The sequence below is a fragment of the Piscinibacter sp. genome (assembly GCF_050175855.1).
GTDB lineage: Bacteria > Pseudomonadota > Gammaproteobacteria > Burkholderiales > Burkholderiaceae_C > Piscinibacter.
Genome location: NZ_JBFXIO010000006.1, coordinates 22,425 through 35,678, shown reverse-complemented (window position 1 = coordinate 35,678; position 13,254 = coordinate 22,425). Strand labels below are relative to the sequence as shown.

At 70.6% G+C, this 13,254-nt stretch carries 12 protein-coding genes, 1 pseudogene and 1 riboswitch; all 13 genes and pseudogenes read left to right on the top strand.

Annotated features, from left to right (window positions below; translation table 11 throughout):
* The coding region (locus AB7U92_RS01395; RefSeq protein WP_428573968.1) for a PEP-utilizing enzyme at positions 1-1,453 on the top strand (1,453 nt) is incomplete at its 5' end.
* The gene (locus tag AB7U92_RS01390; protein WP_310734537.1) at positions 1,450-1,758 is read left to right on the top strand and encodes a BMC domain-containing protein; all 309 of its coding nucleotides are present in this window, start codon (positions 1,450-1,452) and stop codon (positions 1,756-1,758) included. The genes AB7U92_RS01395 and AB7U92_RS01390, both read left to right, overlap by 4 nt.
* Before the next feature lie 513 nt (positions 1,759-2,271).
* Positions 2,272-2,537: riboswitch (cobalamin riboswitch) on the top strand.
* A gap of 70 nt (positions 2,538-2,607) precedes the next feature.
* A pseudogene (locus tag AB7U92_RS01385) lies at positions 2,608-3,012 on the top strand (TonB-dependent receptor); the annotation flags it as partial.
* 48 nt (positions 3,013-3,060) lie between these two features.
* The gene (locus AB7U92_RS01380) at positions 3,061-4,452 is read left to right on the top strand and encodes a TonB-dependent receptor domain-containing protein (RefSeq protein WP_428573970.1); all 1,392 of its coding nucleotides are present in this window, start codon (positions 3,061-3,063) and stop codon (positions 4,450-4,452) included.
* A gap of 47 nt (positions 4,453-4,499) precedes the next feature.
* Positions 4,500-5,840: a cobyrinate a,c-diamide synthase gene (locus AB7U92_RS01375; protein WP_428573966.1), complete on the top strand. Its 1,341-nt coding sequence runs from the start codon at positions 4,500-4,502 to the stop codon at positions 5,838-5,840.
* On the top strand, positions 5,837-6,418 hold the full coding sequence (locus tag AB7U92_RS01370; RefSeq protein WP_428573964.1) for a bifunctional adenosylcobinamide kinase/adenosylcobinamide-phosphate guanylyltransferase: 582 nt from the start codon (positions 5,837-5,839) through the stop codon (positions 6,416-6,418). Before AB7U92_RS01375 ends, AB7U92_RS01370 begins: the two co-directional genes overlap by 4 nt.
* 206 nt (positions 6,419-6,624) lie before the next feature.
* The gene (locus AB7U92_RS01365; RefSeq protein ID WP_428573962.1) at positions 6,625-7,371 is read left to right on the top strand and encodes an ABC transporter substrate-binding protein; all 747 of its coding nucleotides are present in this window, start codon (positions 6,625-6,627) and stop codon (positions 7,369-7,371) included.
* Positions 7,368-8,429, top strand: coding sequence for a FecCD family ABC transporter permease (locus AB7U92_RS01360; protein WP_428573960.1), 1,062 nt, complete (start codon positions 7,368-7,370; stop codon positions 8,427-8,429). Before AB7U92_RS01365 ends, AB7U92_RS01360 begins: the two co-directional genes overlap by 4 nt.
* Positions 8,426-9,229: an ABC transporter ATP-binding protein gene (locus tag AB7U92_RS01355; protein ID WP_128003321.1), complete on the top strand. Its 804-nt coding sequence runs from the start codon at positions 8,426-8,428 to the stop codon at positions 9,227-9,229. Before AB7U92_RS01360 ends, AB7U92_RS01355 begins: the two co-directional genes overlap by 4 nt.
* Before the next feature lie 20 nt (positions 9,230-9,249).
* Positions 9,250-9,816: a cob(I)yrinic acid a,c-diamide adenosyltransferase gene (gene cobO / locus AB7U92_RS01350; RefSeq protein ID WP_011831840.1), complete on the top strand. Its 567-nt coding sequence runs from the start codon at positions 9,250-9,252 to the stop codon at positions 9,814-9,816.
* Positions 9,816-10,718, top strand: coding sequence for an adenosylcobinamide-phosphate synthase CbiB (cbiB, locus tag AB7U92_RS01345; protein ID WP_128003319.1), 903 nt, complete (start codon positions 9,816-9,818; stop codon positions 10,716-10,718). The genes cobO and cbiB overlap by 1 nt, the downstream gene beginning before the upstream one ends.
* Positions 10,715-11,746, top strand: coding sequence for an aminotransferase class I/II-fold pyridoxal phosphate-dependent enzyme (locus tag AB7U92_RS01340; RefSeq protein ID WP_310734536.1), 1,032 nt, complete (start codon positions 10,715-10,717; stop codon positions 11,744-11,746). The genes cbiB and AB7U92_RS01340 overlap by 4 nt, the downstream gene beginning before the upstream one ends.
* On the top strand, positions 11,743-13,254 hold the full coding sequence (locus AB7U92_RS01335) for a cobyric acid synthase (protein WP_128003317.1): 1,512 nt from the start codon (positions 11,743-11,745) through the stop codon (positions 13,252-13,254). Before AB7U92_RS01340 ends, AB7U92_RS01335 begins: the two co-directional genes overlap by 4 nt.

The window sequence follows — 13,254 nt, the reverse complement described above, 5'->3', positions numbered from 1 at the left end:
CACCGAGCTGGTCGACGAAGGCATGCTGGGCCGTGCCGCGGCGTTGAAGCGGGTCAGCGTCGAGCAGCTCAAGAAGCTGCTGCGACCCGCTTTCGAACCCGATGTGCTGGTACGAACCCGTCCGCTACTTGAAGGGATCGGGGCCAGTCCCGGGCACGCCTACGGCATTGCCGTGCTGGATGCGGACCGTGCGGCAACAGTGGCGGCCTCGGGCGAGCGCGTAATCCTGGTGCGTCCCACAACCAGTCCGCAAGACATCCGCGGGATGTTGGCCTCGCGGGCCATCGTCACGGCCAAGGGCGGCGCGCTCAGTCACGCCGCGGTGGTTTCCCGTGCGCTCGACGTTCCGTGTGTGGTCGGCTGTGATGCCATGGAGGTCGACCTCGCGGCGCGCAGCTTCACCGTCGGCGATGAGCGCCTGGAGGAAGGTGCTCCGCTTTCCGTTGACGGCGCCACGGGCAAGGTGTACAGCGGCCTGCTTCCACTGGAGCCGGCTTCGCAGGCGGCCGAACAGATAGACCGCTTGCTCGTCTGGGCAGACGATCGCACCCAAGCGTCGTTCTGGGCAGGCAGTGTCGGCGCCGCGGATGCGCAGACCGCACTGCGACAGTCGCCTCGCGGCTTCGGCGTCGTGGCGCTGACGGAGCTGATGATCAGCGACGAGACGCTGGGCGACTTTATCGATGCGATCAACGACCTCGGGCAGCAACCCGACCGGAAGTCGACGCAGGATCGGCTCGCCTGTCTTGCCTACCAAGCTTGCCAGCGGCTGATGCTCGAGTCGGCCGGCACGCCGATCGACCTGCGGCTGCCCAACCTGGGTTCGCCTCGCGCGCAGCGCATGATCGGCAGTTGGGCATCGCTTGCGCCGCGGCTGTTTCTGCCGCTGGGTCTCAAGGGCCTGTACGTGGCGCTGCTTCGCGGCATTGCGGATGCGGCGCGCGAGACCGGTCATGCGCAGACCACGCCGCTGGTGCCCGGCATCACGGCCACCTCCGAACTGCAGGCCTTCCGGCGCGCCGCAGCGGGCCTCGGACTGAATCAGGTCGGCGTGGTGCTGCAGAGCCCCGCCGGCATTGCGGAGGCGGGCGGCATCGCCGAAGGCGCCAGCGCAGTCTGGGTCGACCTGCGCGAGATCATCAGGACGTACTACGGCTATCCGAGCGCGCTGTCCTTCGCCGACGACGTCTTCGAAACCTATGTCGCCGACGGGTACTTGACGCACAACCCGCGGACGACCCTGGGCAGCAAGCTCGCCGAGTTGTTCGCGGGAGTCGCGGCGGCGGCAGCGCGCCGGCCGGAGGTGCGCATCGGCGTTGAATGCGGTGACGGCGCGGCGCTCGGCTTGATCGAAGATCTGTACCGCAGCGGTATTCGCTTGTTTTCGCTGCCCACCGCGGCGCTGCCCTCGGCACGCCTGGCGCTCGGGCAACTGGCGGTCGAGGAGTCATGAACATGAGTGAACTTAGTCAACTGAGAGGTAGCGCCCTCGGCTTTGTCGAGACGCAGGGGAAGACGGCGGCGACGCTGGCCGCCGACGCGATGGTCAAGTCAGCGAACGTGCGGCTGCTGACGATGCAACAACCCGGAGGCGGCATCATCACGGTCATCGTGCGCGGGGAGGTCGGTGCCGTCAAGGCCGCTGTCGATGCGGGCGAAGCGGCGGCCAAGGGGGTCGGCAAGGTGCGCTCAGCGCACGTCATTCCACGGCCGCACGACGACGTGGAAGACATCCTCGAGCGTCCGCCCGTTCGCTGACGCAGGCATGCGCAGTGCGTCGGACTCGCCGCGCAAAGGGCGTTTCGACTTCCGCGACCTCGGCGTGCAGCCCACAGCCGACAGCCGACGCGTGCGCGAAGGAGTGATTCCTGGAGCGACGCACCGCACGCGCTGACGCCCTGTGCGTCGCGGTCCTGCGGGATCGCATGGGACTGCATGGCGTGATTCGAACTGGCCCTCGCCGACAAGGTCGCCGAGGAAGGACGTTACTTGCAGGGCGAGCATGTCATCCCGTTCGTGAGCAGCTCGCCGGAAATTGCATCCGTCGACAGGCCGGCGCCCGATCAGCTGATGGACCATCTCCATGCACGCTGATTGGCGGCGGACTCGCTGCCGAAGGCCGTCGAATGGAACGCCGAGCGCACCCTGTTGAACGCCGCCATACCCGACTCCGTCGACGCGCTCCACACTCGCTCTGCTGCCCGCCGAACGGACAAGCCGGCACTCATTGTCGATGAGCATCGGTGTGGCTTTGCAGAGTTGAGGCTGCGCTGTATCATCCCAGCGGTTGGTGCTCGTCGAGGCGCTCTGCTAAGACAGTTCAACGGGAATCAGGGAGGTCGAGGTCGAACAGACCGACACCTAACCTGAGCTGCCCCCGCAACGGTAAGCGGACGGCAAGGCCAGCTTGGCTTGCCGGCTCGTGACAACAGGCCACTGGGATGCGTCGCCGGTCAAAGAATCAGGCGATGACGACTGGGAAGGCGTCACGGGTAGTCTCCGCCAGCCCGGATACCGGCCAACGAGGTGGCGAACGGCTCAGGCGGTTCGCTGTAAGGCGCATGGCTGCGGGGAAGCGGCCGAGCGCGATTGGTCCGTGTCTCCGTCATGACTTCCTCGCCCTTCGGCTGCGCGCAGCGTGTCGCTGCCGCTCTTGTTCCCTTTGCCCTTTCCCCCGTTGCCATGGCTCAGTCGGCACCGCCGACCGCGCTAGAACGGGTGGTCATCACCGCCAACCGAACGCCGCAGCCGCTGCCCACGGTGCTGGCTGACCTCACCGTCATCGACCGCGACGAGATCGAGCGCGCAGGCGTTACCGGATTGGCTGATCTGCTGGCGCGGCAGCCCGGCATCGAGATCACGCGCAACGGCGGCCCCGGCACCTCGACGAGCGTGTTCATCCGCGGCAGCGAAACGCGCCACACGGCCGTCTACATCGACGGCGTCCGCGTGGACTCGCAATCCACCGGCGGCGCCGTGTGGGAGCAGATCCCGCTGGACCAGATCGAACGCATCGAGATCCTGCGCGGACCGGCCGCGGCCATCTATGGCTCGGACGCTGTGGCGGGCGTGGTCCAGCTCTTCACCAAGCGCGGCCAGGGGCCGGCCCGCCCGACGGCCTCGCTGACCGTCGGCTCGTACAACACGGTGCAAGGCCAGGCCGGCATCAGCGGCTCGGCCGATGCACTGAACTACTCGCTGTCGACGGCCCGCGGCCGCAGCGACGGCTTCGACGCGACGAAGACCGGCGCCATCGGGCACAACCCTGACAAGGACGGCTGGGAGCGAAGTTCGGTACAGGGGCGCGTCGGCTATCAGATCAACAACGAACACCGTGTCGATGCCTCGTTGCTGGCCAGTAACCTGGAGTCGGGTTACGACGGCTCGGCCACCACCGACGACCACAATCACCACACGCTGCGCACAGGCAATGCCGCCTGGCAAGGCCGCTGGAACGCTGATGCGACGACCCGCCTGCAAGTCGGTCAGACCCGCAGCACCTACGAGACCAAGCCGAGTTTCTATCGCACCGAGACCACGCTGAACGACTACACCTTGCTGCACGAGCAGAAGGTCGGCGGCAACGTATTCACCGGCACGCTGGAGCGTCGTGAGGACAAGCTCTTCAACCCGGCCACCGCCTTCGGTGCGGCCTTCGGTGGCAAGCGCCACCAGGACGCCATCGGACTGGGCTGGCGTAGCGACTTCGGCGACCACGGCCTGCAGGCCCATGTGCGCCGCGACGACGACAGCGAGTTCGGCGGCAAGAGCACCGGCAGCCTCGCCTGGGGCTGGAAGTTCCTGCCCGACTGGCGCGTGACGGCCGCGGCCGCCACCTCCTTCCGCGCGCCGACCCTGTACCAGCGCTTCAGCGAGTACGGCGTGGCCAGCCTCGTGCCCGAGTCCGGTCGCAATGTCGAACTGGGCTTGCGTTGGGCGGTCGCGGGCAGCGAAGCGAGCCTGACGGCGTGGCGCAACAAGGTCACCAACCTGATTGCCTTCGGGTCGCCGGGCGCTTGCGTGAGCACCTTCGGCTGCTACGAAAACGTCGGGCGCGCACAGTTGGAAGGCGTGACGCTCGCCGGGCGCACCGCACTGGGTGGCGTCGTGTTGCGCGGTTCGCTGGACTGGCATGACCCGCGCGACCTCGACACCGACAAGGTGCTGAGGCGCCGCGCCAATCGGCTGGCGAGCTTCGGCGCAGAAACGGTGCTGGCAGGCTGGACGGTGGGCGCGGAAGTGCAGGCTGCGGGGCTGCGCTACGAAAACACCGCCAACACTCAAGTGCTCGGCGGCTACGGCCTCTTGAACTTCTACGTCAGCAAGCAGCTGATGAAGGGGCTGTCGCTGGACGGGCGCATCGACAACCTCGGCGACAAGTCCTACGAACTGGCGCGCAACTACGCGACCGCCGGCCGCAACGGCCAGGTCTCGCTGCGTTGGTCGCTCTGATCCGTCGCGCCCCGCCCCCCCGCCTGACCACCTTGTGAGCTGTTGCCATGGTCGCCGCCCTGCTGATCGCCGCCCCAGCCTCCGGCCAGGGCAAGACCACGGTGGCGGCGGCAATGGCGCGACTGCACGCGCGGCGGGGCCGGCGCGTGCGCTGCTTTAAGTGCGGTCCCGACTTCCTCGATCCGATGTGGTTGGAAGCGGCAAGCGGCAGCCCGGTCGACGCCCTGGACCTGTGGATCAACGGCGCCGACGACTGCGCGCAGCGCTTGGCCGCTGCCGCCAGCGAGGCCGACCTCATCATCGTCGAAGGCGTCATGGGCCTCTTCGATGGCGAGCCCAGCGTCGCAGATCTGGCGCAACGCTTCGGCATCCCGGTGGCGGCGGTGATCGACGCCGGTGCGATGGCCGGCACCTTCGCCGCCGTGGCGCATGGCCTGCGCCACTGGCGGCCCGCACTGCCGTGGGCGGGGGTCTTCGCCAACCGGGTGGGCAGCCCCCGGCACGCCGACATGTTGCGCGAAGCGCTGGACCCGTCGCGGCCCGACGACGGCGGCCCGTGGCTGGGCCAACTGTCGCGCAGCGACTCCGTCGCTCTGCCCGAACGCCACCTGGGGCTGACGATGCCCGCCGAAGCAGCGGGCACGCTGGCAAGGCTCGATGCCGCCGCGGATGCCGTTGCCGACCAGCCCCTGGGGCGCGACCTCGCCGCATGGCCTCGGTGGCAACCACCGCGGGCCCCGCGACCGGCGCCTCGCCCGCGGCCCCTGGCCGGGCGGCGCATCGCCGTGGCGCGCGACGCAGCCTTCGCATTCATCTACGCGGCCAACCTCGAGGTCCTGCGCGCACTCGGTGCGCGGCCTGTGTTCTTCTCCCCGCTGGCCGGCGACCCCTTGCCGCCCTGCGACGCGCTGTGGCTGCCCGGCGGCTATCCCGAGTTGCACGCGGCGCGGCTGGCCGAACTCTCCGGGTTGCGCGCGCAGATTGCGGCGCATGTGCAGTCGGGCAAGCCGCTGTGGGCCGAGTGCGGTGGCCTGATGGTACTGGCCGAGCGCCTGGTCGACTCCGCGGGCCGACCACATGCCCTCTGGGGCTTGCTGCCGGGCACCGCCGTGCTGGGGCGGCGCCTCGCGGCCTTGGGTCCGCATGAGATGCCGCTCGCGGGAGAGGCAATGCCACTGCGCGGGCACAGCTTCCACTGGTCCCGCTTCGAGACGAAGCTCGAGCCTGCCTCTTTCACCACGCCGCAGCGCCGGTCCGCAGCCGCCGGCGACGGCGAGGCGGTCTACGAGCTTGGCAGCCTGCGCGCGAGCTGGTTCCACCCGTGGTTCGCCTCGTCACCTGCCGCGGCCGCCCGTCTGTTCGACACGCCCTCGCCGTTCCGGCCATGACGCAGGCACGACACGAACTGATCCTGGGCGGCGCCAAGAGCGGCAAGTCGCGCACCGCGGAAAGCCGTGCCGCCAGATGGCTGGGCGAAGGCGGCAACCGGCGCGCGGCGCTGGTGGCCACGGCGCTGCGCGGCAAGGTCACCAGCGACGTGGAGATGGACCGGCGCATCGCGAGGCATCGCGCAGACCGTGCGGCCCGCCTCCCGCAACTGCAGACCGTCGAAGCGGCAGATGCCCTCGGCGGCACCCTGCAGGGTCTGTCCGACCCGCAACTCCTCATCGTGGTCGACTGCTTGACGCTTTGGCTGACCCAGATCCTGATGCCGCCGCCTGGACGGGTCGCGTCAGCCACGCGCTGGCACCAGGAGCGGGAGGCCTTGCTGTCGGCCCTGCGCGAGAGCGCCTCTCCCATCGTGCTGGTGTCCAACGAGATCGGCCTGGGGGTGCTGCCGATGTCGCGCGAGGCGCGCGACTTCATCGACACGCTGGGTCTGCTGCACCAGGCCGTGGCCGGACTCTGCGGCCGCGTGACCTTGATGGTGGCCGGCTGTGAACTGAGCGTGAAGGACGAACCTTGATCCGCACTGAACCGCCCATTCGGTCCTCCACACGGTCCATCGGGAAGAGGCCGCAGCCACGCGCGGCGTTGCGCCTGCTTCGATGGCTGCTGGTGTGGCTCTACGTGACGCTGGGTCCGTCATGGGTAGCGGCGCAGCCGATCCAGATTCGAGACGACCGCGGCACCGAGCACCGCCTGAGCGCGCCGCCGCAGCGCATCGTGACCATGCTGCCGTCGCTCACCGAGACCGCCTGGGTGCTCGGCGCCGGGTCGCGACTGGTGGGCGTGGACCGGTACTCGAACTGGCCGGCCGAGGTCGCGAAGCTGCCGCACCTGGGCGGGCTGGACGATGCGCAGATCGAGGCCATCGCAGCGCTCAAGCCTGATCTCATCCTGGCCTCCACCTCGTCGCGCGCGATGGACCGGCTCGAAGCGCTCGGCTTCTCCGTCGTGCGCCTGAAGTCGGAAAGCCATGCCGACGTGCGCCGCACGCTCGACCTCATCGCGCGCCTGCTCGGCAGGCCCGACGAGGGGGCCCGGGTGTGGGCGCGCCTGGCGCGCGAGATCGATGCCGCGGCTGGCCGTGTGCCGGCCGCGCTGCGTGGGCAGCGTGTCTACTTCGAGATCGGGGGCGGGCCCTATGCCGCCGGCACCACCTCGTTCATCGGCGAGACCCTGTCGCGGCTGGGCATGGACAGCATCGTGCCCCCCGATCTCGGCCCCTTCCCTAAGCTCAACCCCGAATACGTCGTGCGCGCGAAGCCCGACCTCATCATGGGCGTGCAGCGCGAGCAGGCGGCCTTGATGGCACGCCCCGGCTGGAATGCCCTGGCTGCGGTGCGTGAGCGGCGCTTGTGCGGCTTTGAGACGCCTCAGTACGAAATGCTGATCCGGCCCGGGCCGCGCATGGGTGAAGCCGCCGGTCTGCTGGCGGACTGCCTGGCGCGGCTGGGGCCGACGGGGGGCCGATGAGCACGTCGGTCGTAGCTACGAACCGGACGGCGTTCGCCGGCGCAAGCGCCGATGCGGCGGCACGCCACCGCTTCGCGGCCTGGATCGTGCTGGCCATCATCGTGGGCCTCGCCTGCGGCCTGGTCACCGGCTCGACGGGCTTCTCGCCCATAGACTTCTGGGCGGACCTCAACGGCAACGACGCCGCGCTCCTGCTCGGTCAGATCCGCGCCCCACGCACACTGGGAGCCGCGCTGGTGGGCGCACTGCTGGGCCTTTCCGGCGCGATCGCGCAAGGAGTCTTCCGCAACCCACTGGCCGACCCCTACCTGCTCGGCAGCGCCGCAGGCGCGGGGCTGGGGGTGGTGCTGGTGCTTGCCGCCGCCGCACTGGGCGGCGCCACGATCAGCCTGGCCACCGTGGCCTGGATCGAGCGCGTCGGGATTGTCACCGCCGCGTTCGTCGGTGCGCTGGCGGGGGTGTCGCTCACGCTGACGCTGGCGCGCGGCGCCGTCCACACCCTGCGGCTGCTGCTGGCCGGCGTGGTGATCGGCGTGCTGCTGGGAGCCGTCAGCGACCTCATCACGGTCGTCTCGCCGGACTCGCTGCGCGGCAAGCAGGCCTTCATGCTCGGCAGCACCGGCTTTCTCGGCTGGAACGCGCTGGCGCTGATGCTCGCCGGCCTCACGCTGCTGGTGGTGCTGGCACAGCGGCACGCCCGAGCGTTGGATGCGCTGACGCTCGGTGAGGACAGCGCCACCAGTCTCGGCCTGAACCTCGCGAAAGTGCGGCTGGCCCTGGTGCTGACGCTCAGCCTCGGCACGGCGCTGGCTGTCTCGCAGGCCGGGCTGGTCGCCTTCGTCGGGCTGGTCGCCCCACATCTCGTGCGGCGCCGCGCACCGGGCACGCACGCCTGGCTGCTGGTGGCCAGCGCCGGCATGGGCGCCGCAATCCTGCTGTGGGCCGACGTCATTTCGCGCGCTCTGATCGCCCCGGAAGAACTGCCCGTCGGGGTGGTTACCGCCGTGCTGGGCGGCAGTTACCTTGTCTGGCTGCTCAAACAAAGGACGAGCGCATGAATCCGACCCTGCTGGCGCTGGGTGTGAACGTCCGACTGGGCCGCCGCGACGTGCTGCATGCCGTGAGTCTTGGGATCGGTGCCGGCTGGACCGCACTCGTCGGCCCGAACGGTGCCGGCAAGTCGACGCTGTTGCGGGCCCTCGCAGGACTACAGCCCTTGGCGGCGGGGCAGGTCTTCCTGAACCCGGGCGCGGCGGCCCCGCCGCTCGACATGCACCGGACCGCGCCCGCCGAGCGCGCCCGCGTGCTGGCCTGGCTCGCGCAGCAGGGCGAGGTCACCGGCGAGCTGACTGTGCGCGAGACCATCGAGCTCGGCCGCATCGCCCGTCTCGGTCTGCTGGGCACGCCGGTCGCGGCCGACCGCAAGGCTGTCGACCGCGCGATGACCTTGACCGAGAGCTTGCCGTGGCAGCACCGGCGGCTGCACGAACTCTCCGGCGGAGAACGCCAGCGTGTGCTGCTGGCGAGGGTACTGGCCACCGAGGCGCCGATGCTGCTGCTCGACGAGCCGACCACCCACCTCGATGCGCCACACCAGTTGGCTCTGGCCCGCCTGTTCAGGCGTCTGACACACGACCGCTCGGCGCCGCGCGCGGTACTGAGCGTGCTGCACGACCTGCCCATCGCACTGCAGGCCGATCGCCTGCTGGTGCTGGATGCGGGCACGCTGCAGGCCGACGGCCCGCCCACTGATCCGGCCGTGCAGGCCGCGCTGGTGCGCGTCTTCGGCGGCGCCATCCGCATCGAGTCCGACGCCCAGGGCCGCCCGCGTGTCGCTCTGGCCTTGGACGCCACCTGAGTCGCCCGGATCACCCGCCCATGGACATCGTCAAGCCACCCACCGCACCCAGTCCGAAGGCCGAAGGCGAACGCCGCGGCCTGATCCTCGTGCACACCGGCCACGGCAAGGGCAAGAGCACGGCCGCCTTCGGCCTGGCGCTGCGGGCGCACGGCCGCGGTATGCCGGTGAAAATCTACCAGTTCATGAAAGTGCCCTCGGCCCGCTTCGGCGAGCACCGCATGTTCGAGCAGCTAGGCATCCCGATCGAGGGTCTGGGCGACGGCTTCAGCTGGAAGAGCCGTGACCTCGAGCACAGCGCCCAGCTCGCCCGCGACGGCTGGGCACGCGCCGAGGAGACCATCCGGGCCGGCGAGCACTTTCTTGTCGTGCTCGACGAGATCACCTACCCGCTGCGATACGGCTGGCAGCCGCTGGAGCCCGTGCTGGCCTGCCTGCGCGAGCGGCCGGCCCATGTGCATGTGGTGCTCACCGGCCGCGATGCGCCGCAGGAGCTGATCGATCTGGCCGACACCGTCACCGAAATGACGCTGGTCAGGCACCACCACCAGCAGGGCGTGCCGGCGCAGCGGGGCATCGAGGACTGATGGTCGCCGCCGCCGCGCTCGCCCTGGCTTGGTTGATCGACAGTCGCTTCGGCGAGCCTCGCTCGGCCTGGCACCCGGTGGCCTGGTTCGGCCGCATCGCCGCGCCTCTGGGTCGTCGTGTGCACTCCTGGGCTGCACCTGCCGCCTTCGCGGCCGGTGCGGTGTTGTGGTGCAGCCTCGTCGCCGCTGTCGCAGGAGCGGCCTTCGCCGTGGAGCAGGCCGCCGGGGCAGCGCCGGCATGGATCGCGATCCCGCTGCTCGCCGCGGCACTGAAGCCGACATTCGCGTGGCGGATGCTGAGCGACGAGGTGCGCGCCGTCGAAGTGGCGCTCGGGCAGGGGCTTGAACAAGGCCAAGCCCGCGTAGCCCGGCTGTGCAGCCGCGACGTCACCCAGCTCGACGCGGCTGCAGTACGCGAGACGGCCATCGAATCGCTGGCCGAGAACTTCAACGATTCGCTGGTCGCGCCGCTGTTCTGGTTCCTGGTCGCCGGCCTGCCCGGTGCCTGGACCTGGCGCGCCGCCAATACGCTCGATGCGATGTGGGGCTATCGTGGCCCCTGGGAATGGGCCGGCAAATGGGCGGCGCGGGCCGACGACGTGCTGGGCTGTGTGCCGGCGCGCCTGGCGGCGTTGCTGCTGTGGCGGCCGAGCGTGGGCGTGGCTCGTCTCACGCGCGAGGCTGCGCTGACGCCGTCGCCGAACGGCGGCTGGCCGATGGCGGCGATGGCGTTTCGCATCGGGGTCCGGCTCGGCAAACAGGACGCCTATGCCTTGAATGCGCAGGCCCTGGCGCCGGATGCTGCAGCACTGACGAATGCCTTGACGGTCGGCGAGGGGGCGGCACGCGGGGCGATCGCGGCTGCGCTGCTGCTGGTCGTGCTCAAGGTGAACGTGTGGTGAGCCCCGGTACGGCCGCCCGAGTCCACGGCGGTGCCGACGCACACGGCGCCGCGCGCTGGGACTTCTCCACCTGCGCCAACGCGGCGGGACCGTGCCCGGCCGCCCTCGCAGCCGTGCAGGCAGCCGACGCGACGCGCTATCCCGACCCGGCCGCCACGGCAGTCCGGCAGGCGCTGGGGGCACTGCACGACGTCGAGCCTTCGCGGATCCTGCCCGCCGCCAGTGCGAGCGAATTCATCCAGCGTGTCACCGCGGTCACCGCTCGGCTTTGGCCCGGTGCCGTGCGGGTTCCACGCTTCGCGTATGGCGACTACGCGGCGGCCGCCGCGGCGTGGGGCCGCCCCTTTGTCCCCCACGATGTCGAGGTCCCGGGCACGCCGTCGCAGTGCACGCTGCGCTGGCATGCCGATCCGACGAGTCCGCTGGGCCAGGACGGCGCTGTCGCCCGTGACGACTCCTATTGCTGCCCCGCCGTGCTCGACGCGGTGTACGCGCCGCTACGGCTTCAGGGAGCGTCGGCGTGGACAGCATCCGCGCGCGATGCGGTCTTCGTGCTGCACAGCCCCAACAAGGCGCTGGGCCTGACCGGCGTGCGCGGCGCTTACGCGGTCGCGCCACGAGATCGCGGTGGCGCCGGCTACGACGTGCTGGCCTGCCGAGGCTCGCTGGAGGCTGCGGCGCCTTCATGGCCGCTGTCGGCCCACGCCGAGGCCATGCTGCTGGCCTGGGCCACGCCCGACGTGCACGGCTGGGTGGCCGAATCACGCACCCGCCTGGCGGCCTGGAAGGCGGACCTGCTGCGGCGCCTGTCGGCACGCGGCTTCGAGGTGCGGCCCAGCGTGACGCCGTACGTTGTCGTGCGCCCACCGCGCCCCGTGGCACCATCTCTGCTGCGCAGTCACCACGTCGCGGTACGCGACGCGACGTCGTTCGGCCTGCCGGGCTGGTGGCGAATCTCGACGCAACCAACCTCAGCCCAGGACGCGTTGATGCACGCACTCGACCTACTCGACGGGAGTCTGCGATGAAGACCGCCCTGATGGTCTGGGGTGCGAGCAGCGGCGCCGGCAAGAGCCTGCTCGCGACCGCGCTGTGCCGCTGGGCCGCGCGCGAGGGCTTGGATGTGGCACCGTTCAAGGCCCAGAACATGAGCAATAACGCCCGCGTCGTGCCGCTGGCGGCGCACGGAGCGGACAATGGCGTGGGCGAGATCGGCTCGGCCCAGTTTTTCCAGGCGCTGGCCGCGCGCGTGGTGCCGCTGGTGGACATGAACCCCGTGCTGCTCAAGCCCGAGCGCGACACGGCCAGCCAGGTGGTGGTGCAGGGCCGGGTCGACGCTGCGCTGTCGCGCATGCCCTGGCGCGAACGCAGCGCCCGGCTGGCACGGGCCGCGCGCGAGAGCTTCGATCGCCTGGCCGCGCGGCACGAGGTTCTGGTGATCGAGGGGGCCGGCTCGCCGGCGGAGATCAACCTCGCGCCGCAGGACTACGTCAACCTCGGCACGGCGCGCTGGGCGCGCGAGATCACCACTCTGCAGGCACTGCTGGTGGTGGACATCGACCGAGGCGGCGCCTTCGCCCACCTGCACGGCACCTGGGCGCTGCTGCCTGACGACCTGCGCACCAGTCTTGCCGGGTTCGTGCTCAACAAGTTCCGCGGCGATGCGGCACTGCTGGCACCCGGGCCCGATCGCCTGCAGGCGCTGACCGGCGTGCCAGTGCTGGGCGTGCTGCCGATGAACCGCGACCACGGGCTGCCGGAGGAGGACGGGCTTTACGGCGCGGCGTCGGGCCCGGCCGGTGGCCTGCGCGTGGCCATCGTCGCCTGGCCGCAGCTGAGCAACCTCGACGAATTCCAGCCGCTGGCCGCCGTGGCATCGGTGCGCTGGGTGCGCAGCGCGGGCGAACTGGACGGTGCCGATTGGATCGTGCTGCCCGGCTCCAAGCAGATTAGCGGTGACCTCGCCTGGCTGAAGGCGCAGGGCCTGGACGCCGCCATCGTGCGACACGCCCGCGCCGGGCGGCCGGTGCTGGGCATCTGCGGCGGCCTGCAGGCGCTGGGTGCCTTGCTCGACGACCCCGACGGCGTGGACGGAGAGGCCCATGGCCCGCTGCCGGGCCTGGGCCTGCTGCCGCTGGCCACGCGCTATGCCGCGCCCAAGCGGCTGCGGGCCGCACCGGTGCAGTTCGCGCATCTGGCCCGCCCGTGGCAGGCGCTGTCGTCCCGGCGCTGGGCCGCCTACGAGATCCGCTGCGGACGCATGCAGTCCATCGCAGGTGCCGCCTCCGCGGCCACGCCGGCGCTGCACGATGCCAAGGGCCTGCCGATCGGCTGGTCGGCCGCCGCGGACCCGGGGCAACCGGACCGGCACAACGTGCTCGGCATCGCCACCCACGGGCTGTTCGAGGACGCTGCGGTGCTGCGCGCCCTCTTCGGCCAGCAGGTGCGCACGCTGGACGCCACTTTCGACGGCCTGGCGGATTTCATCGATACCCACCTTGGCGCAGCCACGCTGCGCAAACTTTTTCACTGTTGA